Origin of the sequence: Marisediminitalea lipolytica (assembly GCF_001758465.1) — a bacterium.
GTDB classification, from domain to species: Bacteria; Pseudomonadota; Gammaproteobacteria; order Enterobacterales; family Alteromonadaceae; genus Alteromonas; species Alteromonas lipolytica.
This window is the reverse complement of record NZ_MJIC01000014.1, coordinates 425,232-446,491: the sequence shown is the minus strand read 5'-3', so window position 1 is coordinate 446,491 and position 21,260 is coordinate 425,232. Positions and strand designations below refer to the sequence as shown.

17 protein-coding genes are annotated in these 21,260 nt (G+C 48.9%); 8 read left to right on the top strand and 9 right to left on the bottom strand.

Going from position 1 to position 21,260, the window contains the following annotated elements; all coding sequences use genetic code 11:
- Both BFC17_RS13025 and BFC17_RS13020 read right to left on the bottom strand, forming a co-directional pair.
- A complete protein-coding gene (locus BFC17_RS13025; RefSeq protein ID WP_070176905.1) occupies window positions 1-480 on the bottom strand; it encodes a glycosyl-4,4'-diaponeurosporenoate acyltransferase CrtO family protein in 480 nt (159 codons plus the stop codon).
- 124 nt (window positions 481-604) lie between these two features.
- Complete coding sequence (locus BFC17_RS13020; RefSeq protein ID WP_083271720.1) at window positions 605-2,206, bottom strand: PAS domain-containing sensor histidine kinase; 1,602 nt, start codon at window positions 2,204-2,206, stop codon at window positions 605-607.
- Between the two features lie 126 nt (window positions 2,207-2,332).
- On the opposite strand from BFC17_RS13020, the gene BFC17_RS22560 reads away from it, so the two are divergent.
- Window positions 2,333-2,506 carry a hypothetical protein gene (locus tag BFC17_RS22560; protein WP_175439568.1) on the top strand — a complete coding sequence of 58 codons (174 nt, stop codon included), beginning with the start codon at window positions 2,333-2,335 and terminating at the stop codon, window positions 2,504-2,506.
- A gap of 19 nt (window positions 2,507-2,525) precedes the next feature.
- Entirely contained in the window at window positions 2,526-2,804 is a 279-nt protein-coding gene (locus tag BFC17_RS22420; protein WP_139142074.1) for a hypothetical protein, read from the top strand.
- Window positions 2,805-2,856: 52 nt separating this feature from the next.
- Here BFC17_RS22420 and BFC17_RS13015 read toward each other — a convergent pair whose 3' ends face one another.
- From BFC17_RS13015 to BFC17_RS13005, 3 genes are all read right to left on the bottom strand, one after another.
- Entirely contained in the window at window positions 2,857-4,587 is a 1,731-nt protein-coding gene (locus tag BFC17_RS13015; protein ID WP_070176903.1) for a sensor domain-containing protein, read from the bottom strand.
- Window positions 4,588-4,902: 315 nt separating this feature from the next.
- Complete coding sequence (locus BFC17_RS13010) at window positions 4,903-5,976, bottom strand: aromatic ring-hydroxylating oxygenase subunit alpha (protein ID WP_070176902.1); 1,074 nt, start codon at window positions 5,974-5,976, stop codon at window positions 4,903-4,905.
- Window positions 5,977-5,996: 20 nt separating this feature from the next.
- Window positions 5,997-6,950 (bottom strand): PDR/VanB family oxidoreductase, encoded by a 954-nt coding sequence (locus BFC17_RS13005; RefSeq protein ID WP_070176901.1) that lies wholly within the window; start codon window positions 6,948-6,950, stop codon window positions 5,997-5,999.
- Between the two features lie 127 nt (window positions 6,951-7,077).
- Here BFC17_RS13005 and BFC17_RS13000 point away from each other — a divergent pair, with 127 nt between their 5' ends.
- The 5 genes from BFC17_RS13000 to BFC17_RS12980 all read left to right on the top strand — a co-directional run bounded on the left by BFC17_RS13000 (window position 7,078) and on the right by BFC17_RS12980 (window position 13,238).
- Window positions 7,078-7,542 (top strand): MarR family winged helix-turn-helix transcriptional regulator, encoded by a 465-nt coding sequence (locus tag BFC17_RS13000; protein ID WP_070176900.1) that lies wholly within the window; start codon window positions 7,078-7,080, stop codon window positions 7,540-7,542.
- Between the two features lie 346 nt (window positions 7,543-7,888).
- Complete coding sequence (locus BFC17_RS12995) at window positions 7,889-8,770, top strand: DUF2306 domain-containing protein (protein ID WP_070176899.1); 882 nt, start codon at window positions 7,889-7,891, stop codon at window positions 8,768-8,770.
- Window positions 8,771-8,871: 101 nt separating this feature from the next.
- Window positions 8,872-10,365, top strand: coding sequence for an aldehyde dehydrogenase family protein (locus tag BFC17_RS12990; RefSeq protein WP_070176898.1), 1,494 nt, complete (start codon window positions 8,872-8,874; stop codon window positions 10,363-10,365).
- Between the two features lie 164 nt (window positions 10,366-10,529).
- Window positions 10,530-11,210, top strand: a complete 681-nt coding sequence (locus tag BFC17_RS12985; protein ID WP_083271719.1) for an OmpW/AlkL family protein — start codon at window positions 10,530-10,532, stop codon at window positions 11,208-11,210.
- A gap of 156 nt (window positions 11,211-11,366) precedes the next feature.
- A complete protein-coding gene (locus BFC17_RS12980) occupies window positions 11,367-13,238 on the top strand; it encodes a sigma-54-dependent Fis family transcriptional regulator (protein ID WP_070176897.1) in 1,872 nt (623 codons plus the stop codon).
- Between the two features lie 95 nt (window positions 13,239-13,333).
- Here the strand turns inward: BFC17_RS12980 and BFC17_RS12975 are convergent, their stop codons facing one another.
- From BFC17_RS12975 to gcvT, 4 genes are all read right to left on the bottom strand, one after another.
- Window positions 13,334-15,403 (bottom strand): diguanylate cyclase domain-containing protein, encoded by a 2,070-nt coding sequence (locus BFC17_RS12975; RefSeq protein ID WP_070176896.1) that lies wholly within the window; start codon window positions 15,401-15,403, stop codon window positions 13,334-13,336.
- Between the two features lie 346 nt (window positions 15,404-15,749).
- Complete coding sequence (gene gcvP, locus BFC17_RS12970) at window positions 15,750-18,647, bottom strand: aminomethyl-transferring glycine dehydrogenase (protein WP_070176895.1); 2,898 nt, start codon at window positions 18,645-18,647, stop codon at window positions 15,750-15,752.
- An 86-nt stretch (window positions 18,648-18,733) separates the two neighbouring features.
- A complete protein-coding gene (gene gcvH, locus BFC17_RS12965; protein ID WP_070176894.1) occupies window positions 18,734-19,126 on the bottom strand; it encodes a glycine cleavage system protein GcvH in 393 nt (130 codons plus the stop codon).
- Between the two features lie 26 nt (window positions 19,127-19,152).
- Window positions 19,153-20,247, bottom strand: a complete 1,095-nt coding sequence (gene gcvT, locus BFC17_RS12960; protein WP_083271717.1) for a glycine cleavage system aminomethyltransferase GcvT — start codon at window positions 20,245-20,247, stop codon at window positions 19,153-19,155.
- Window positions 20,248-20,384: 137 nt separating this feature from the next.
- Between gcvT and BFC17_RS12955 the strand changes: the two genes are divergently transcribed.
- Complete coding sequence (locus BFC17_RS12955; RefSeq protein ID WP_070177197.1) at window positions 20,385-21,236, top strand: LysR family transcriptional regulator; 852 nt, start codon at window positions 20,385-20,387, stop codon at window positions 21,234-21,236.
- The last annotated feature ends 24 nt before the right edge of the window (window positions 21,237-21,260 follow it).

The window sequence follows — 21,260 nt, the reverse complement described above, 5'->3', positions numbered from 1 at the left end:
TTAAAATAAGGATTTATGCCGGTGTTTTTGCCTGCGTTTTATGGATCTATCTAGTCTTCTTTTGTTGTCTTGCTGCAATAATGATGGGTACAGATTCATGAGGATATTGAAAACCAGAATAATCAAACCAAACCCGATACTGACCGTGAGCCCCTGATAAATCACAAAGCACAGCACAAACAAAAAGCCCAGCAGATGGCTCACTTCCGCTTTGGTCATTTCCGCTCTTATCTGCATTAAGTCCGCATTTTTGTCTTTTAGCTTGATTGACTGGTTAAAATATCTGAACGGTGTTTTGGTCACAATCCATTTAATAACAGCCATGCCCAGTAAAGTATTCACCGTATGACTGCGAACAAAATTCAGGTTTTCGAGCTTCCGGTAAACTGGTGTTTTGATGAGTAGCGCGTTAGCTAGCAATGCCACTACCCAGGAAATAAAACAAATCGCGATCGAGAATTTTATGTAGTGAATAGTCATCCGTGAGTCACCAGGCAAAGTAAAAAGAGAAGTAGCATCCATCCCATCAGTTGTAGTCAGATAACCGTGCTAAACCACAAATAGCAATTACGCGAGAAAAAGAAAAGGACTATTTGTTAACCGCTTAAACGCTGGCAGACACCCTGAATGTAATCGTGAAGGTCACCCCTTGATTTGGCTGACTAACGCAATTGACAGTACCACCCAATGCGGTAGTGATAATATTGTAGATAATATTAAGCCCCAGGCCGGTGCCACCACTGCCACGTGTGGTGGTGAAGAAGGGATCAAAGATTTTGGGCAGATTTTCAGGGCTTATCCCTTTACCGTTATCTTTGTAACACAGGGTAAATATGTCATTTTCCTTTGACACCACTAAGGTAATAGTACTACCGCCGGCCCCCTGAAAGCCGTGGTTGATGGAATTGATCACCAGGTTGGTTAATACCTGCGCAAGTAGGCCCGGGTTCATTGTCACGTTATGATCGTCCTCACAGGTAAATTCAACCGTAACATTAGCTCGGCGAAGAACGGTCGCCAGGCTGAACAGGACTTCTTCTATATAGTGTTTTAGATTAATCTGGCGCTCTTCTTCGATGGTTTGATCGACCGCGACCTGCTTAAAGCTGCGCACCAGTTGCGCCGTGCGATCGATGTTAGTTTTCATGATTTCGGCGATTTCTCCCGAAATATCCAAAAACTCTTCAAAGTCATCCGGGGTCAGAGCACCTTGTTGGTATTTTTTTCTAAGCGCCTGGTTTTCTTCCATAAACTGAGTCACGCTGGTTAAAGTAATACCCACCGGCGTATTGATTTCATGCGCCACGCCTGCGACCAACTGACCAAGACTGGCCATTTTTTCAACCGCAATCAGTTTATTTTGCGCCAGCTTAAGGTTGGCAATAGTCTCAGACAGGTTTTCATTAGATAATTTGAGCTCCTCGTTTCTGGCATGAATTTCATCTTCTAAGGCTTTTTTCTCAGAGATGTCACGAGAGATGACATAAGCGACCATTTCGCCGTTAAGCATGATTTCTGTCACAATGATTTCAGCCCAGAACAGGGTGCCATCAGCTTTTTTATACTGCCACTCCTGCCGTTTCATCCCCTCATCTGAAATCTGCTCAGCGTTAGCCGTAATCACCTCTATTGATGACAAACCATTAGGCTGATACTCCGGAGAAATGTCCAGCGGCGTCAGGCCATAAACCTGAACTTTGCTTTTATAACCAAACAGTTCCAAAAAAGCCTTATTGCAATCAACCAGCTGATAGTTAACCAGCAAACTCAGGCTATCTAAAGATTCGTTAAACAAGGTTTCGAAGGTATTTTTTTGCTCGGCAATTTGCTGTGCCATGGCTTTTTTTTCAGAGATATCACGCCAGCTGACAAACCGCATTTCTTCGCCATTAGCGACCATGCTGGTCATGATGATTTCACACCAGAAAGGAAAGCCGTTCATCTTACGATGCAGCCACTCAAAACTTACCGTTCCCTCTTTTTCACATTGGGCAACTAAGGCCGAACCTTTATCCCGGGAAGACACGCCGTCGTGTTGAAATTCAGGCGAAAAATCATAAGGCGTGAGACCAATGACCTGCTCTTTACTGGTAGCCCCAATCATATTCACCATTGCCTGATTGCAATCCACCACAACGCCGTTTTTTAATATAGATAACCCGTCGGGCGAATTCCTGAAGATCAATTCAAACTCGTTCTGGTGCACTTTTACTCCAATTACGTTGGTGATGTTGAGCCTGATAAAGCGTGAAAAAAGAATGGTTAACAGGGTAATGTCACTTCAATAACTCTAGCAAAATTTTGCCAGTCTGCATGTACGGTGAGCTTTACCATGGCACTTACCAGTCTACGGCACTATTTCACATTAACGGGCTCTTTGGCACAACAGAAAATCTGGAATTTAACTGATCCGGGTATGGCAAATGTGTTTATGCCGCAGGATCAGGGCCCGACCATGATGCGCCGTATGATTGATCGCCTGATCAAACAAGAATCCTCTAGCTGAAGTTACGGAGAAAACGGTATTGAGCAACACGAGTATTAAAGTCAGGGTTAAGGCTCTGCAGTGGGAGTGCGACAACGTAATAAGGATCACTTTAGCGCCCCTGGAAGGGCTGTTACCGCCGGTTGAAGCCGGCGCGCATGTTGATGTTACAATCCCCGATGCACCCACCCGCCAGTATTCCTTAACCGCGGGGGGTACGCAAAAATCCTACGGGGGGTTGCTCGCAGCACATTCATGCGTCATGCTGATTTGCTGCTCCCGGGCAAAATCAGAGCGACTGGTTATTGAATTATCCTGAAGCTGAAAGCCAACGAAAAGGTATTTCCGTTGGCCACCCGCTACCTGGTCAGCTATTGATTTCCACGGGATGTTTTAGCAAATAAGGCTTCAAAGGCATCTACGGTTAATGGCTTTGCGAACAGATACCCCTGCGCATATTCAACCTTAAGCTCCTTGCAATACCTTGCTTGCTCCTCGGTTTCTACGCCTTCTGCCACAATCAGCAAATCCAGCTTATGGCCTACATTCACAATCGCTTCCATCAAGGCGCTATCATAGGCTTTCGACGGCGCATCTTTAAGGAAGGTTCTGTCTATTTTCAGATGACTTACCGGAAACTGCCTTAAGTAGCTCAGCGAGGAATAGCCAACACCAAAATCATCAATGGAAATCTCAACGCCTTTTTGCCGTTGCTGTTTAAGCGCTTCCAGCACGTCATTGTCGGCTTTAATTAAGATGTTTTCCGTTAATTCAATACCAATATCCTGTGGCGTAAGGCCGTGGCTTAATCTACAGGCATCCAACCGGGCAAAATAATCGGGCTCTACCAGTTCTCTGGCAGACACGTTTATATCAACCCGGAGATTAATCCCCTTCTTCTGCCACCGCTTAACCTGCCCGCAGGCCTGTTGCATTACCCAGCGCCCGATTTGCACTATCAGATCCGTGCGCTCAGCCAGCGGAATGAACACCGCTGGAGACACATTTTCTCCGCCGTGCGCTGGATGCCATCGCAACAATGCCTCGCAGGCAGTTATGGTGCCTGTCATCAAATCAAATTGCGGTTGGTACAAAAGCTCAAATTCGTTATTGACCAATGACTCGTGCAGCTGCGCCGACAATGTTCGCACTTCCTGCAACTGTTCACTCAGGGCAGCACTGAAGAACTCATAACGATTGCGCCCTTTGGCTTTGGCATCATACATAGCCAGATCGGCATTCTTGAGTAAATCCCCGGCCTCATTGCCATCACCGGGAAACATACTAATTCCCACACTCAGGGTGATACGCACATTTTCGCCGCCCAGCTCGAAGGCATCGTGAAAACAGTGGGTTAATTTTTCCGCCAGAAGCGCCGCACCCGCCTCATCAAGCGCATCGCTTACCACAACAAATTCATCACCACCAAAACGGGTGATTAGCCCCTTCCCTGCCAAACATTGCTGCAAACGCAGGGCAACGCCACGTAACAGCTCATCGCCCCAGCTGTGTCCAAGCGAATCGTTAACCTCTTTAAACATATCCAGGTCTAGAAACAACAAAGCAAATTGTTCTTTTGCCAGCGCTGCGCTGGTAATTCGACTCTGCAAGGTAGTTTCCAGATGGCGCCGGTTGGGTAATCCCGTCAACAAATCAGTAGAGGCCATTTGCGCCAGTTTTTCCGTAGCGGCATGCTGCTCACTCAGGTCAATATCGATACAGAACATCTCGGGCGAGTCGGTATGGGTTTTCAGCATGACATGAGACGAAAACACATGCACGGTGCTGCCGTCTTTATGCATCAGCGGTAGCTGTGCTGATGGAATGGGTATGCCTTGCTCCAGCCACTGACTATGCAATCGCAAGACTTCTGCTCGCATTGGCGGCGGAATAATAAGCGCTTCAAGCTTCTGTCCCAGTGCCTCGTCACGGGAGTAGCCATAGATATCTTCACTGGAATCATTCCAGTAAATGACATTCCGGTGCTTATCATAGCCCTGAATGGAGACTTTGGTCAGTGAGCAGATAAGCTCGAGAAACTTCTGCTCAGCTGCATCGTAAGAGTCGTCGAAGTCTGTCTTTTGCCAATCTTTTGAATGCATTGTTTTCCCGTGGAGCAGCAACCAATTTCAATAAATTTGAGTTACATCGTACGCTAATAATACAAACCTTAGCTCAAAATAGAACAAAAATGCCCCTGATATGTTAATAAAGTAAAACGCGGCTCGTCTGGCGATTAGCCATTATGGTCTGCCTAAAGAAAAACGAGCCACAAAGGGCTCGCTTTCTATTACTACAGGGTCGTTCGATTTTGTGCGATGAGTCCCCCCCTATAAAACACTGTTTTTAAGGGAGAGGTACGCTTAACCCTGGCTCTGATTTATTTGGCACCAGCGCCCGTTATTCAAATCCAATAACTAGGCTTTGATTAACGATGAAACGATACGCCGCGCACGATTCGGTGCCACATCCACGTGGATATCGATGGACTTTTTATCCGGGAATCGCTTCATGTTCCGATACTGCGCTTCGATAACTTCTTTGTCTTCATCAAAGGTGAACTTGGTCTGTGCAATCACTTTTTCCATTATCTCGTCAACATTTGAGCTGGGGTTACTGGCCATGGTCCAGAAATAAAAACAGCTCTCTTCGGTTTCCGGGGTCAGCCCGTGAAACCCGCGCATATGAAAACCACCTCGTTGTGGATCGCGTACCGATTCACTGTTGTGATCGACTGCACCGGTCCAGATTTCCAGATGTGACGGGTAAAATACAATTTCCTGCCAGCGATCGATGGACTCCCCAAACGGATACGCAGCGCTGTAGGTGTGAGGTGGCGCAGAATCCAGCATATGCCGCACAACCTTTACACTTTCGCCGTCCTGGGTCACTTCCATGGGCGCATTCATGTGGATCTTAGCATTACCACCAATGGTTTTAAGGTGTACATAACCCAAATGACTCAGATCCAACAAATTATCGTGAACCAGCTGATACGGCGCATCGTAATGATACACATCACCGTCGAAGTAATATCTTGGATCGCCATGAATTGGATACGGTGGTGGTTCGTTGGCGGGTTCACTGGTAATTTCGCTGCCAAACCAAATCCATACAATATCGTCCTGCTCTTTAACCACATAGCGGTGAATCTTCGCCCGCGATGGGATCTTGTCCTGACCTGGTATTTCGATACATTTTCCTTCGCCGTTAAAAAGCAATCCATGATAGCCACAGCGCAAACCAGTCGCCTCTACCGTGCCCGATGACAGCGGTAAAAATCGGTGGCAACACCGGTCTTCGAGGGCGTGAACCTGGCCGTCTTCGGTTCTGAACATCACTACCGGTTCATTTAACAACGTTTTGCCTAAGGGTTCCGCTTTCACCTCTTTGCTTAACGCGGCCACATACCACCGATCCAAAGGGAACGAATGGCGTGTGCCACGAGTTGGAGTTTCTTTGTCATCAGGATGCTGAATTTCAACAGTCATAAGCGCCTCTGTGTGGGTATTTAAAGTTCGATAGAAAGTGAAGATGACAAAGCCCGCGAGCAGCATGGGGTAAACTGCTTATGCTGTTGCTTCTCTTCTTCTGTAAGGAATGCGTCGCGGTGGTCAACTTTACCGTCCACCACGTTAAGAAGGCATATGCCGCATACCCCCTGCTCGCAACTTGCGTCAATTTCGATCCCCGCCTCATCCAGCGCTTCAAGTGCAGTCTGCTGTGCACTCACCTGGATACTCCGCGCGGATTTTGTCAGATGCAGGGTAAAGCTCCTGTCAGGCGTATTACCACTTACGTCATTGTGAAACATCTCTTTATGCAGTGATTCGGCAGGCCAGTGTTGTGCCTCAGCCAGCTCAAAAACCAGATCCATAAAACCAGCCGGACCGCAGGTATAAACGTGTTGGCCCTCCCGGTACTTACCAATCAAATCGTTAAGTTGCTGGCGGGTAGTTTGTCTGTCAACAGATGGTATAAGCACGGACTTACCCTTGAAGGGCTCGCTAAGTAAGTCTGACTGAAACGCCACCTGCTCCGCGGGTTTGTGTAAATAACAAATGGTGAAATCCTGACCACGCTCGGCCAGGCTGTATGCCATAGACAATAACGGCGTGATACCTATTCCCGCACCAATAAGCAGAACCGGGGCCGAGTGATCCCCAAGCTCAAACAGGTTGCGTGGTGCAGAGATCTCGACAATCTGACCGGCTTTGAACTCCCGGTGTATCTGCGCTGAGCCGCCACGGGAATTAGCGTCGTTAAGCACTGCGATGCTGTACACATTTTTGGCAGATGCAGCGCTACAAATGGAATACTGCCGGACTAAATTGTCATTGATTTTTACGTCGATGTGGGCGCCAGCGGTGAATGGTGGCAACGCCTCCCCGTTTATCGGAGAAAACGTTAATTTCAATACCGAATCAGACAACTTTTCATATTCAGCGACAATTACACTTATCATTCCACCCTCACAAAACCAACATATCGTTAACAAAAGTTACTCAATTAATAGTTGATATGTCAACCGTGTAAACTATATTTAGACCGAATAAAGAAGTAATATGTTGAATTTATGAGGTTTAAAATTAATGCCTGAAGAAAAATCCACTCACCACTTACGGCTCGATCTGGAGCGCTATGTACCGGGTTTAATTACATTTCTGGCCAACAAACTGTCTGCCAGCGCCTCAAATCTATACCGTAAAGAGTTTGGTGTAGGGATAGTGGAATGGCGGATTATGGCGCTGTTAGCAGTAGAGCAAAATATCACCGCTAACTATATCTGTAGTGTGATCGGGCTGGATAAAGCCTTAGTAAGCAGAACGGTTAAGCAGATGAAAAGCAGTGGCTTTATTACGCTGGAAAAAAGTAGTACTGACAGCAGATACTCGCTGATTGCGCTCACCAAGGAAGGCATAAAGCTCCACAACGATATTATCAAAGTCGCGTTAGCCCGGGAAAAACGGCTTTTAGAAGTCCTGTCGGATGACGAAAGTGACATGCTAATTAACCTGCTGCAAAAACTGAATAAGCAAGTAGGCGCCTTAAAGTAAGAGAGCCGGTTTATTCCTGTTAACAATCAATCATTAGCCCTATAGCGCTGATACTGTCTCACCGTCTCATAATGAGACACCTAAACCACTCCCCCTGTCTCATTGTTAAACGCCCTGCCGGGCAACTCATCGCAAAATAACCATAACACTTTGTTTTAATTGAATTATTAAATTCTGGAACGATTACTGCTATTTGTTAACCAAGTGTGAAGCATGTTCACACCAGGTTAATTAAAATATTAGAATAATGGTAAGAGGTATACGCTCTTACTGGCCGGGCCGGGGTGTTATTTCTCTTTGCATTGCTCACCTAAGCTCAGCAATCAGTATGCATAAGGAACTCACTATGACTACAAGTGTTATTGGCTTTTATGTCGCGCTGGCCGCCTGGGCCGCCCTTGGTATTTGGGGCTATACTGCGAAAAAATGGCTGCCCTTCTTTCTTTTTGGCCTGGCCTTTGCGCTTTACCTGAATGGTCGCTATGTCCTCACCGGCATCGAGAATGGTATTACCCATATGGCCGGCGTTTTCGATATTGTTGCGCATACCGGCGTTGCCGACGGAGAGAAACCGGCTACCTTAGTGCCTTGTAGCACTGGGGACAACAATTGCACAATCTCGCCAGAGTACAATACCCACCCGGCCTGGGTGGTGGCTTTCCACGAACGTTTCATGTCTGGCCCAAGCTGGCGCGGCCCGTTACTAATTGGCCATATTCTGATGAACACCATTGCACTGGTGATCATCACCTTGCAATTGTTCCGCCCCGGCGGCCAATTTCCCGCGCACAAAATGCTGGGCCGTATAGCGGTAGTCTCGGTAGTAATTAGTTTAACCTGCGCCGGCATTCTCAATGCAGAACTTATTGATGTACCCGGCTATGGTGGCATCTGGGCCATGACCGGCCTGTATTTTCTGTTGCTGACGCTGGTCGTTCCCATGGCCATAGGCGTTTATAAAATTGTGCAAGGCGATGCCGAAGGCCACCGCATCTGGATGTGGCGCACCGCTGGCGCAATCTGGGGCTCGTACTGGATATTCCGCGGCATCATGATGCTAATCGATCTGTTCGTTAAAGATACCGTCGGCCTTACCTTAAGCGTTTCTGCCTGGACAGCAGGCCTAATCGGCATCGCCTCAGCAGAAGCCATCCGCCGCTATCTTGATAACAAGAACGGTGTGCCCAATCTGGCCACATCCCACGGGCGTTCATTAGGTACCGCCTGAGCATCGTAATCTCTTTACCCTACACAATTGAGGCCACCAGCCAGTGACTGGTGGCCCAACGGACATCACAGAACAGATACGAATTCTTTGAGGATACAGACATGTTAGACCGTGTAACCACAGCAACTGAAACGACTACCGCCAGTTACGATCTGTATATTAACGGGCAATGGACAACGGCTACCAATAGCGCCGTGTTCGACGATTTTGAGCCTGCCACAGGCGAGATTATCGCCACTGTTGCCGACGCAGGGCAAGCTGATGTCGACGCTGCAATCAGTGCCGCCGCCGCTGCACAACCCGCCTGGGAAGCACTCCCGGCAGCTGAGCGAGCAGCTTACTTTTATCGTGCCGCCGAGTTATTCAGCGAAAAACAACAGGCGTTTGCCGAAATGTTAATTGCCGAAACCGGCTCCGCCTTTGGCAAAGCCATGTTTGAGTGTTCATTAGTGCCTGTGGCACTGCGACAAGCCGCGGCATTAACTACCACAGCCATTGGCGAAATCTTACCGTCCAATGTTCCCGGCAAAAGCAACAAGGTGATCCGCAAAGCAAAAGGGGTTATCGGCGTGGTATCACCATGGAATTTCCCGCTGTACTTATCCCTGCGTGGTTTTATTCATGCCCTGGCACTGGGTAACACCATTGTGCTTAAGCCGTCAGAAGACAGTCCGGTATCAGGCGGGCTGTTGCTGGCTGAGTTACTTAGCGAAGCAGGATTCCCTGAAGGTGTATTCAATGTTGTCACCACCAGTCGCGACGGCGCCTCCATGGTCGGTAATATCTTTGTTGAAGACCGTCGTGTAGCGGGCCTCACCTTTACCGGCTCGACCGCAGTGGGTCGTTCACTGGCAGCGGCCTGCGCTAGAGTGTCTAAATCCATCATGCTGGAAATGGGCGGGAAAAATCCGATTCTGGTGCTTGAGGATGCCGATATCGACCGTGCCGTGGATATCTGTTTCTTTGGTGCATTTTTGCATCAGGGTCAGATTTGTATGTCAGCCGATCGCATTATCGTTGCCCGTGGCATATACGATCAATTTTTAGCGAAACTGGTGGCTAAAGCTAAGCTTTTCTCCCCTTCTGCGCCCCATGAGCCAACCTGTGTAATCGGCCCAATCATTAATAACCGCCAGTTACAGCGCATTGTTAATCTGGTGAACGAAGCCAGCGCCCAGGGCGCCACCATTCACTGTGGCGGCAAGGCCGAAGGCCCTTATTTCCAGACTACAGTCGTCTCTGGCGTTACTGCACAAATGCGGATCTGGAATGAGGAAATCTTCGGGCCGGTTACCTGTGTCGTGGCGGCCGATGATGTACAGCAGGCCATTGCGATGGCCAACGACACCGATTACGGCTTATCTGCGGCCGTGATCACCAGTGATATTTTCGCCGGCGAACAGATAGCCGGGCAAATTAACGCTGGCATGGTGCATGTTAACGACTCCACCGTACATGACGAACCTCACTGCCCGTTCTCAGGCCTTAAAGCCTCGGGCGGCGGCGGTAAATGGGGGCCGAAAGGCGCTATTGATGCCTTTACCAATCAACGCTGGATCACCAGCCAGCATCAACCTTATCCCTACCCGTTTTAACCATGAGTTTAGCGGGCTGATTAATGCTGGCGTCGTTGTTTCACCTCCGCCAACGGGGCGTGAAACAACACAACACTCAATAACGATAAAAAAGGTTATCACGACTGGCACGCTGCCTGGCGCGCCGGCGTGGGCACCTCTACGCCAAAAAATGAGGAATACAGATGAAAATAACACGCAACAATAATAACAACCGTGGTTTAGCAGGCCTCTTGTCCATCGCCCTTTTGCTGGCCGCGGGCAGCGCTTCGGCACAATCTCAGGAAACCGGCTGGTATCTGGAGCTGGGACCCGCCCATGTTGAATTTTCGGAAGCCGCGAAAGTGGCGGTGGCGGGTAACCCCATTCCGGATTCAGACGCTATCCTGTCGAACAATCAAACCGTGGCGGCGGGTCTGGGATATCGCTTTGACAATAACTTTTCGGTAATCGGCATCATTGGTGTGCCGCCCACCACCAAACTCAAAGGCGCAGGATCACTCGCCGGAATGGACGTTGGCGAAGTCACCTACGGGCCTGCCTTCGTTGCCCTGAATTACCATTTCCCTACTACCGGTGCATTTAAACCTTATATTGGCGCTGGTATTAACTACACCGTCATCTTTGATACCGAAGATGGCAACGACATCAGCAATTTTGATGCAGAAGATACATCAGGTGCCTTGCTCAGAGCCGGTTTTGAATACCGCTTTAATGAAAATCACGGTTTCTTTGTGTCGGCCAATAAGATTTTTATTTCTACCACCGCCACCGGTACGGTGCCGGCTTTTGGCGGCGCACCGGTGAAAGCAGACATCGATCTTGATCCGCTAATCATTCACGCGGGCTGGGTACTTCGTTTTTAACTACAGGCTAATATACGTTTCGCAAAATAGTTTCACCAACTAGAGGTTGCCACAACCTCCTTCTGGCTGGCCCATACCTACAAAAGTGTATGGCGCCAGCTATTTTTTTACGATACATTAACAACTCATTAATTTATTAGCAGTCGAGGAGCAGCCATGCACGCAAGTATGTCGCTGGTGCGCCAGGAATTTCAGAACGGTGATCATACGCTGGCCAGTATGCTGGAGACACCCGTGTATGAATCCTGGCTGCGCTGCCTCGCGCAGAAACTGCCCATGGACGGTCCGGTGGATTATGATTTTATGTCTACCGACCAGCTCAAAGATGTCCTGCCCCGTTGGCAGCCGCTCATCAACAGCTCACGCAAACACCTTGATGCACTGCATAAATCCATTAGCGGGGCTGGCTGGTCGGTGTTATTTACCGACCAACAGTGCAATGCCCTGCGTGTGTATCAGTCTAAAAATGTTACCGAGCAGCGCATTGTTCAGGCGTTTCGTCAGGGCGCTAAATTATCAGAATCGAATATCGGCACCACCGCAATGTCTTGTGCGTTGGCGGCCAAGCGTTTTGTGCGGGTATGTGGCGAAGAACATTACCGTTCAGCCCACCGTAATTTTAACTGCGCCGCCGTGCCAGTGTTTGATGCCATTGGTCGCGTATGCGGTACGGTCGACATTACCAACGAATCGCCATTAGCGGATGTTGGCGCTTATTATCTTTTAGAAGCTTGCGCCCGCAATATTCAGATAGAACTTATACGCGCAATCCCGGATGCCATTGTAATACAGCTGCGCGCTGGCCATCAGCCCGTGGGGGCTGACCATCTTGTCCTGGCTTTTTCTTACGACCAGCAACTGGTTGGCGCAAATTATATTGCGCAGCGTTTTTTGCGACTGGATTTACAACATCAACAGGTTCAGTTTAACGACTTATTCGTCGACAGTTTTTCCACGCTCTTCGATAAAGGCCTGCTAAAAGGTTATCCATTTTCCCTGACATTACTGGGCGGCATCAGCCTGCAAACCGAAGTCCTTGATTTACCTGGTCAGTCCGGAGCTTCGGTGCCGGTATCAACTACCGTCGGTAAAGTGATTGATCAGTCACCCGCGCGAGACTATGGCGATAGCCGGATACAAACGTCAGTGGATAAAAGTCTGCGGGTAATAGGCCGGCTACCGGTGTTGTTACTCGGTGAATCCGGCGTGGGTAAAGAGGTTATCGCCCGCGAACTCCACGATAATAGCGCGGCTGCCAGCGGTGCCTTTGTTTCTCTTAACTGTGCCTCCATCCCCGAAACACTCATCGAGAGTGAATTATTCGGCTACGAAAAAGGCGCCTTTACCGGGGCTAATCGTGATGGTCGTATTGGTAAAATTCAACAGGCCAACGGTGGAACACTGTTTCTGGACGAAATAGGCGATATGCCAGTTGCCCTGCAAACCCGCTTGCTCAGAGTACTTGAGACCAGAGAAGTCGAACGCCTGGGCTCGGCCAAACCCTTGCCGGTAGACTTTCAGCTGATTTGCGCTACTAATAAAGACCTTGCCGCATCCATTGATTGCGGGGATTTTCGGCAGGATCTGTTTTACCGGATTAACGGCTATGAAGTGCGTATTCCGCCACTCAGAGAGCGCCCGGATATTCAGGGCCTCGCTAAACGCATATTGCAGGATGTATCCAATGGCACACGGGAATTCAGTCACGCAGCGCTGGAGTTCATCGCCGCCTACCCCTGGCCAGGCAATGTACGTGAATTACGCAACGCCATCGTTTATGCCGATACGCTGGCTGAACCGGATACGCTCATCGACATGGAAGATTTACCCGATAACCTGCAGCATCAGATGAACGATCAGGCGCAGCTTTCGCCAGCAGAGTCCAATAGCGGCATGATCAACGAGGTTTACGAAAAAACCATCCGGCAAGCAATTGATATGTGTGACGGTAATATCACTCAGGCCGCTAAAAAACTGGGCATCAGCCGGGCGACTCTGTACCGACGTATTGGCAATAAAAGTACGTAACCTAAGACAGTTATGTCTCCCCACTAATTCGTCACATCCTGAATTAGACGTTTCAACCGATGTGAACAGGTTTGACTACGCTACGTTGGTACCGGTTAGTTACAAGCACGACGGATAACAACGTGCTCGTTGTGTAATAAATTTTCCGTCCCTTGTATGGTGGTATCATCGCCAAATAGCATCGGGTCTGAGGCAGACTCTACCCCAACCCAACTATTTTTACCTGCCGATTTAGCGGCGTACAGGCAACTATCGGCAATCGTCATCAGCGATTTAAAATTGATGTGCTGGCTGGTCGCCTGCGGCACCAGAGGAAAACACACGTAGCCAATCGAGCACGTTTGTTTAAGCGTATCCGTTTCACTCACCGTGAAATGACAGGAATTAATAATTTCCAGCATTCTCTGCGCCAACAACGTTGCTTCTTCTCTGTTAATAAACCGGGCCACAGCAACGAATTCCTCGCCTCCCCAACGTACCACATAGTCAGACTGACGAAAAACCTGCTTCATTCGCGTAGCAAGTTGGATCAAAACACTATCGCCCACATTATGGCCATAAGCATCGTTAACCGCTTTAAAGTCATCAAGATCAATCATAAAAACGACAATATCGGCCTGTTCAGGTTTAGCAGCTTTGCCGGCATGCCAATCAAAATATAGCCGCTGAGAATGCTCTAAATCAGTCTCAATATAATTTTCTAAATACCGCCGGTTATGTAACCCGGTGAGCTTATCGGACAGGCTAATAGCCTCTACTTCCCGATAGGCAGCAGACAACTCCAGATTTTTATCTTCAAGTTCCTGGGTACGCTGAGCGACTTTTTGTTCCAGCTGACTATTAATCCGGCGCTGAATCAAGCGCCCGTAGAGTAACAATAACAGCAAGAATACACAGATAATCGAAAAGGTTGCGGTCATCCACAAAATGCGAGATGTCTGCTCAAGCGCCTGCTCTTTTTCGAGCATTTCAATTTTATGGGCGCGGCGCACAAATTCAGCCTGAGCCTGCACTTTAGCAATTCCTTCTACACGTGCGTCATTCAACCGCTGGTCATCCAGCTTTTTCTGTCTTTGCAGGGCTGCAAACGCTTGTTCCAACGAGTTAGTAGCTAAGTGAACCTTTATCTGTAAAGCTTCAAAGTCAGACTCCTGCGCTCGTTCTTTATTTTGTCTGGCTTGTTCAAGACCGGCGTAAATCAATGATAACGCTAAGGCATAGTTTTGTTTCCGGTACTCAAGTTCGGCAGCAATTTCATAGGAATCGACCAGCAGACTGCGATAGTCGTTTTCGCGGGCGCGCTCTATTACTCCATCTATGAGTGTTTTAGCTTTTTCAAAGTTGCCACTGTCCATTTCTAACTGGGCCAGTGATGATAAGGCCCAATCAATATCCCGTGGAGCCTGAATTTTCCGAAACAGTTCAAGCGCTTTCAGGATATAGGGCCTGGCTCGTTCCTGGTACCCCATAGCATTGAGCAAATAGCCTATTTTATTATTGCTGTACGCAATGTCTTTGGGATCGCCCAAGGCAAGATCCAGTTTCAGCGCATCTTCAAAATAGGTTAAGGCGGTGTCCAGATCCCCCATACGCCGGCGCAGATCGCCGATATTATATAATGCACTGGCTACACCCGATTTATCATTGAGTTTTGTTTTCATTTCCAGTGATTGTTGGTGAGCTTCAAGTGCTTCTTCGTAATACCCCATCTTTTCCAGCACAATCCCGATGCTGTTAAATGCCGAACTAATCGCTTCCTTGTCGTCTATCTGCTGAGCAATCTGCATCGACAAGTACACATATTGAAGCGCCTGAGAATAATTGGACTGAAAGCGATAAATCATACCCATTCGGAGATATGCTTCGCCCAGCCGCGGCTGATCGCCAACACTGTTAAAGTACTTTATCGCTTCGGTGAGTTTATCTTGCGCCAGCTCATAACGGTTTCTTTCCATGGCATTGCGCGCTTGCTGAAAAAGCGCCTGTCCTTCAAGGCCTTTATCACCAAGTTGTTGAGCAAGAATGATAAAACGCTCAGCCAGCTCATCAGCTAACTGCATTTTGCCGGCAAAACGTGCATCAACAATTTGCGTGGTCAGCGCTTCGGCTGATTGTGCCAGTGCAGATTGAGCCGCACCGGCCCCCACCAGGAACAGCCAAATCACGCAAAGAAACCACCTGAGAACAGATCGAAATGACATGAAAAACCTTAAGGATATGTTGAGAGCTGTCATATTAATTTATACATGTTGCTGATGATTTGAACAATCACCGGAGGGAATTACTTGATATTTACAAGTATTAATAAATCATCGCCTGCTCCATCTGCAAATATTGCTAGGTAAAACGTATGCTAATAGGAGCGAGAGTCTGTAAACCTCTGGCTGTCGATGTCACTAACTTCAGAAGCTTACCCAGTGCCGGGCATAAAAAAAGCGAACCTTTAAAAGGTTCGCCATTAATAATCAGCAAGTATCAGTCACAAACTTAATTCGAAACTGACAATAAGCCTTACTCTTCAATATAACTATCCAGTGGCGGGCAGCTACACATCAGGTTACGGTCGCCGTATACGTCGTCGATACGGTTTACGCTTGGCCAGAACTTATTACGGGCAACGGTGGGTACCGGGTATGCCGCGGTAGTGCGGTCATAGCTGCGGTTCCAGTCGTTATCGCAGATATCAGCCAGGGTGTGCGGCGCGTTGTGCAGTGGGTTGTCGATAGCATCCCACTCGCCGCTTTCTACTTTGGCGATCTCTTCACGAATATGCACCATGGCTTCGATAAAGCGGTCCAGCTCAAACTTAGACTCAGATTCAGTCGGCTCAATCATCAGCGTACCGGCTACCGGGAAGCTCATGGTTGGCGCGTGGAAACCGTAGTCATTTAAGCGCTTGGCGATATCCAGCTCAGTTACACCTGAAGCTTCTTTCAGCGGGCGCAAATCGATAATACATTCGTGCGCTACGTGGCCGTTACGGCCTTTGTACAGTACCGGATAATGACCTTCCAGTGAACGAGCCACATAGTTAGCGTTCAGAATGGCCACTTCGGTGGCTTTACGCAATCCGGCACTGCCCATCATTTTGATGTACATGTAGCTGATTGGCAGAATTGAGGCGCTGCCCCATGGTGCTGCCGAAACCGCACCACAATCTTTACCAGCACCTTCGATGCTTACCACACTGTGGTTAGACAGGAATGGCGCTAAGTGTGCTTTTACGCCAATCGGGCCCATACCCGGGCCGCCGCCACCGTGCGGAATACAGAACGTTTTGTGCAGGTTTAAATGCGATACATCTGAGCCAATATAACCAGGTGCTGTAATACCTACCTGTGCGTTCATGTTGGCACCGTCCATATACACCTGACCACCGTGCTGATGCACGATATCGCAGATTTCTCGTACGGTTTCTTCGTATACGCCGTGAGTAGACGGATACGTAATCATGGCACAAGACAGGTTATCACCCACCTCTTCGGCTTTAGCGCGAAGATCAGCCAGGTCTACGTTACCGTTTTTGTCACAGGCTACCACTACCACTTTCAGGCTTACCATTTGCGCTGAAGCCGGGTTAGTGCCGTGAGCAGAGCTTGGGATCAGACACACATTACGGTGCCCTTCACCACGGCTTTCGTGGTAACGCTGAATGGCCAGCAGGCCAGCGTATTCACCCTGCGCACCAGAGTTTGGCTGCATAGAGAGGGCATCGTAACCGGTAATATTGATTAGCCAGTCGCTAAGCTCGCTAATCATTTCCTGATAACCTGCCGCCTGATCAATCGGTGCAAACGGGTGTAACTGGCCAAATTCCGGCCAGGTTACCGGGATCATCTCCGCGGTTGCATTAAGCTTCATGGTGCACGAGCCCAATGAAATCATCGAATGATTAAGCGCTAAGTCTTTATCTTCCAGGCTCTTAATGTAACGCAGCATCTCGGTTTCTGAGTGGTAGCTGTTAAACACTTCGTGAGTCAGGTACTCGCTGGTACGCACTAAGTCAGCCGGGATTGACTGGCTGCCCTGCGTAGTAACTTCGGCATCGAGAGCATCAATGGTTAAACCGTGGTCATCACCCAACAGCACATTTAACAGGTTTAAGATATCGCTACGAGTGGTGGTTTCATCCAGTGCAATACCCACTGCGCCTTCCAGATCCGCACGCAGGTTAAGACCAAGTCCTAAGGCTTTTTCGATTACCGCGGCTTTATCATCCACCAGCACGGTCAGGGTATCAAAATAGGTGCTGTGCTTAAGGGCTAATCCTTTTTGGGTTAAGCCCGTTGCCAGAATGTCGGCAAAACGGTGAATGCGGCTGGCGATGGTTTTAAGCCCTTCAGGGCCGTGATATACCGCGTAGAACGAGGCCATGTTTGCCAGCAATACCTGCGCAGTACAAATGTTAGAGTTCGCTTTTTCGCGGCGGATATGTTGCTCGCGGGTTTGCAGTGCCATACGCAGTGCCTGACGGCCGCGCGTGTCTTTACTCACGCCGATAATACGGCCAGGCAACGAACGCTTATAGGCATCACGGGTGGCAAAGAACGCGGCGTGCGGACCACCGTATCCCATGGGTACACCAAAACGCTGAGCACTACCCAGCGCTACATCCGCGCCTAGTTCACCCGGCGATTTAAGCAGCGCCAGGCTCATTAAGTCAGCGGCAACGGCCACAATGCCTTTTTTAGCCTGTACGGCGGCAATAATGTCGGTTAAATCTTTTACTTCACCGGTGGTACCCGGATATTGCAGTAACGCACCAAATACTTCGTGATCGGCGGCTTGTTCAGCCGGGCCGGTGATAATGCCAAAACCAAACATCTCAGCGCGGGTTTCTACCACGTCCAGGGTTTGCGGGTGAACGTCATCGGCAACAAAGAACAGGTTAGCTTTTTTATTTTTCGATACACGCTTGGCCAGCGCCATGGCTTCGGCGGCTGCAGTACCTTCGTCAAGCAAGGACGCTGAGGCCAGCTCTAAGCCGGTTAAATCGATAGTTAACTGCTGGAAGTTCAGGATTGCTTCTAAACGACCCTGGGCAATTTCTGGCTGATACGGGGTATAAGCCGTGTACCAACCCGGATTTTCCAGCACGTTACGCAAAATTACGTTAGGTACGTGGGTATCGTAGTAACCCATGCCAATAAACGAGCGGTTAATTTTATTCTTGGCGGCAGTGGCTTTAAGGGCTGCCAGTGCTTCAACTTCGGTGGCACCTTCGCCAACTTCAATGGGTTTATCCAGACAAATACTGTTAGGTACAGTCTGATTAATCAGGTCGTCTAAAGAGCTGGCGCCCACTTTTTCCAGCATTTGCTGAATTTCGTCTTCGCTGGGTCCGATATGACGGCCGATGAAGTCATTTTTTTGCTCTAACTGAGCCAGTGAAATTGAAGCGTTTGACATAATTTGTTAAGCATCTCAATGGATTAGAGAGTAAATTAATAAAGGGGCTTAATACCGCCCCTTTGTATAATGTGTTCAGAGCGACCTTATTCGTCGTCTTCGATGCTGGCTGCGTAGCCTTCTGCATCAAGCAGCTCTGCGATTTCAGCTTCGTCGTCAGCCTTAATCTTAAATAACCAGCCATCGCCGTATGGGTCTGAGTTAACCAGTTCCGGCGAGTCTTCCAGATCTTCGTTAATGCCCACTACTTCACCAGTGATTGGCGTGTAAACGTCTGATGCCGCTTTAACAGATTCAGCCACAGCAACGTCGTCGCCTGCATTAACCTGATCGCCTACGTCCGGTAAATCAACAAATACCATATCGCCTAATAAATCCTGCGCGTGCTCAGTAATACCTACGGTATAAACACCATCGCCTTCCGGGCGAACCCACTCGTGAGACGTTGCGTAGCGTAAATCATTTGGGATAGTACTCATGTGTATTCCTGCTCTTCGTTAAATTGTTATAAAACACTTTTTCCATTGCGGACAAAACTGGGCTTAACCACTTCTACTTTAACCCACTTTTTACGCATTTCCACTTCTACTGTGGTGCCATTTGTCGCAGGGATACGCGCCATGGCGACAGCATGTCCAAGAGTTGGAGAGAAGGTGCCAGAAGTGATAATACCAGCCTCGCCTTCTTCGGTTTTTACATTAAGGCCTGCACGCAGCACGCCTTTTTCTTTCATTACCAGGCCAACCAGTTTTTGGGTGCCCTGCTCGCGTTTGGTTTCAAGCGCTGCGCGTCCCACAAAGTTACGCTCGGCAGGCTCCCAGGTGATGGTCCAGCCCATGTTGGCCTCAAGCGGCGTGATGGTTTCATCCATATCCTGGCCGTACAGGTTCATGCCAGCTTCTAAACGCAGGGTGTCACGCGCGCCCAGGCCACAAGGTTTAACCCCGGCGTTCAGCAGGCTCTGCCACAACTCCGGCGCTTTATCTTCCGGCACCATAATCTCGTAACCGGCTTCACCGGTGTAACCCGTGGTAGCAATAAACAGGTCTTCGGCCTGTACACCGTAAAACGGCTTCATGCCGGCTACCGCTTCGTTTTGCGCGGTTGAGAATACTTCTGCCGCTTTGGCTTTAGCTTCCGGGCCCTGCACCGCAATCATGGCAAATTCAGGGCGTTCGGTAATGGTTACGGCAAACCCTTCGGTTTGCTTCAGTAACCAGTTCATGTCTTTTTCGCGGGTCGCTGAGTTAACCACCATGCGGTAGTTGGTCGCGTCAAAGTAATACACGATCAAATCGTCTACCACGCCGCCTTCTTCATTCAGCATACCGCTGTACAGCGCTTTGCCTTTTTCTTTTAACTTTTCAACATCGTTTGCCAGCAAGTGACGCAGATAGTCTTTTGCCTGAACACCAGTAACATCCACGATAGTCATGTGTGACACATCAAACATACCCGCAGCCTGACGTACAACATGATGCTCTTCAATCTGTGAACCATAGTGAAGGGGCATATCCCAGCCATGAAAATCGACCATTTTGGCACCTGATTCCAGGTGTTTGTTGTATAACGCGGTGCGTTGGGTTGTTGCGCTGCTCATAGTGGCGAACTCTTAAAGTTAATTCGATAGTTAAAGTATAAGGAGGGGGCGCAAGCACAACAAATTGGAAATTCTTATCAATACATTTAAAATACTTATATACACAAGCTTGAATATCAGAATTCCTAATCTTTATGATGAAGCAACTCTCGCTGGATAACCTGCGCACTTTCGTGGGTGTAATAGAACAAGGCGGCTATGCGAAAGCCGGGGAATGGCTTGGGCGCTCGCAGCCAGCCATCAGCCTGCAGATAAAAAAACTGGAAGAACAACTGGGTAAAAAATTATTCACCAAATCCGGTCAGCGCCATTTGCCGAGTTCCGACGGCAACTGGCTTTATCCCAAAGCCAAGGAAATACTTGAACTCAACGACAGTATTTTCAGGAGCCTCGACCCTACGCCCCTGCGTGGTCGGCTGCGTTTAGGGATCCCCAACGAATTCGCCTCTACCCTGCTCCCCGGTCTTATTGGCGAGTTTTCCAAGCGTTATCCGGATGTCTCGCTGGAGGTGACCTCAGCCCTGAGCCGCGAACTGCTCCACCCGTCACGGCGCAGCGACTTCGACATGATCCTGGCGTTGGTGAATCCGGAACAGGACACCGATGGCGACGTCGTACTGGAAGACGAAGTGGTGTGGGTGGGCGACCCTGCTCATCCGCTGACCAACCAGAGCATCGCTCTGGTGCTGGCCCCCGATGGCTGCATTTACCGCAGCCGGGTAATAAACCACTTAAAGCAACAAACCAAAGCCTGGAAAATCAGCTATACCAATGCTGACTTATCGGGGCTGGTAGCCGCTATACAACAGGGGCTTGGTATTACTGCACTGGCACGTTCAAGTTTGCCAGCCAATTTAACGGTATTACGGCATCCTAATCTGCCACCGCTTGGCGGGATAAACGTCTGTTTGTTTATGCAATCTACCCAGCATCCCGTGGTAAGCCGCACCCTGGCAGATTTTATAACACGTCGATTACGGGAACGATAATCACTTACATAATTGGGGGGTTGG

Coding starts and splice junctions, on each gene's coding strand:
- gcvT (WP_083271717.1), bottom strand. CDS start 20,247: ATGAGCAGCGCAACAACCCAACGCACCGCGTTATACAACAAACACCTG.
- BFC17_RS13025 (WP_070176905.1), bottom strand. CDS start 480: ATGACTATTCACTACATAAAATTCTCGATCGCGATTTGTTTTATTTCC.
- BFC17_RS13005 (WP_070176901.1), bottom strand. CDS start 6,950: ATGATAAGTGTAATTGTCGCTGAATATGAAAAGTTGTCTGATTCGGTA.
- BFC17_RS12955 (WP_070177197.1), top strand. CDS start 20,385: ATGAAGCAACTCTCGCTGGATAACCTGCGCACTTTCGTGGGTGTAATA.
- BFC17_RS22560 (WP_175439568.1), top strand. CDS start 2,333: ATGGCACTTACCAGTCTACGGCACTATTTCACATTAACGGGCTCTTTG.
- gcvP (WP_070176895.1), bottom strand. CDS start 18,647: ATGTCAAACGCTTCAATTTCACTGGCTCAGTTAGAGCAAAAAAATGAC.
- BFC17_RS12995 (WP_070176899.1), top strand. CDS start 7,889: ATGACTACAAGTGTTATTGGCTTTTATGTCGCGCTGGCCGCCTGGGCC.
- BFC17_RS13010 (WP_070176902.1), bottom strand. CDS start 5,976: ATGACTGTTGAAATTCAGCATCCTGATGACAAAGAAACTCCAACTCGT.
- BFC17_RS12985 (WP_083271719.1), top strand. CDS start 10,530: ATGAAAATAACACGCAACAATAATAACAACCGTGGTTTAGCAGGCCTC.
- gcvH (WP_070176894.1), bottom strand. CDS start 19,126: ATGAGTACTATCCCAAATGATTTACGCTACGCAACGTCTCACGAGTGG.
- BFC17_RS13015 (WP_070176903.1), bottom strand. CDS start 4,587: ATGCATTCAAAAGATTGGCAAAAGACAGACTTCGACGACTCTTACGAT.
- BFC17_RS12990 (WP_070176898.1), top strand. CDS start 8,872: ATGTTAGACCGTGTAACCACAGCAACTGAAACGACTACCGCCAGTTAC.
- BFC17_RS13000 (WP_070176900.1), top strand. CDS start 7,078: ATGCCTGAAGAAAAATCCACTCACCACTTACGGCTCGATCTGGAGCGC.
- BFC17_RS12980 (WP_070176897.1), top strand. CDS start 11,367: ATGCACGCAAGTATGTCGCTGGTGCGCCAGGAATTTCAGAACGGTGAT.